Raw genomic sequence first — 313 nt, 5'->3', positions numbered from 1 at the left:
GCCTGCTCGGGGGCGAGGATGTCGGCCAGGAGCTCGGCGGCGGACTCAGCATCGCCGATGTTGCCCGGCGTCACCTTGGTGGCGGTGATGATCTCACTGTCGGGATCTTCGGCGATGTGACCCTTGTAGCCGTCGAAGGACCGGGAAACGGTCTTGCGGCCATGCCGGGCCTCGGGATCGACGGTGGAGATGACACGGTCCTTGGCCACCTTGCGCGCGATCCGGAACACCCCGTCCTCGCCTTGGTCCAGGTCCTGGCCCAGCACGGTGGCCAGCAACCGCCCCGCCTGCTCCACCTCCGCCGACAAGCGCC

General features: G+C 68.7%; 1 protein-coding gene. It reads right to left on the bottom strand.

Translation table 11 applies throughout. From position 1 onward, the window contains the following. A partial coding sequence (locus tag ETD86_RS54690) for a transposase (RefSeq protein WP_138674431.1) occupies positions 1–313 on the bottom strand: 313 nt, incomplete at both ends.

It is taken from the genome of Nonomuraea turkmeniaca (assembly GCF_005889735.1).
GTDB lineage: Bacteria > Actinomycetota > Actinomycetes > Streptosporangiales > Streptosporangiaceae > Nonomuraea > Nonomuraea turkmeniaca.
This window is presented reverse-complemented; position numbering and strand designations above follow the sequence as displayed.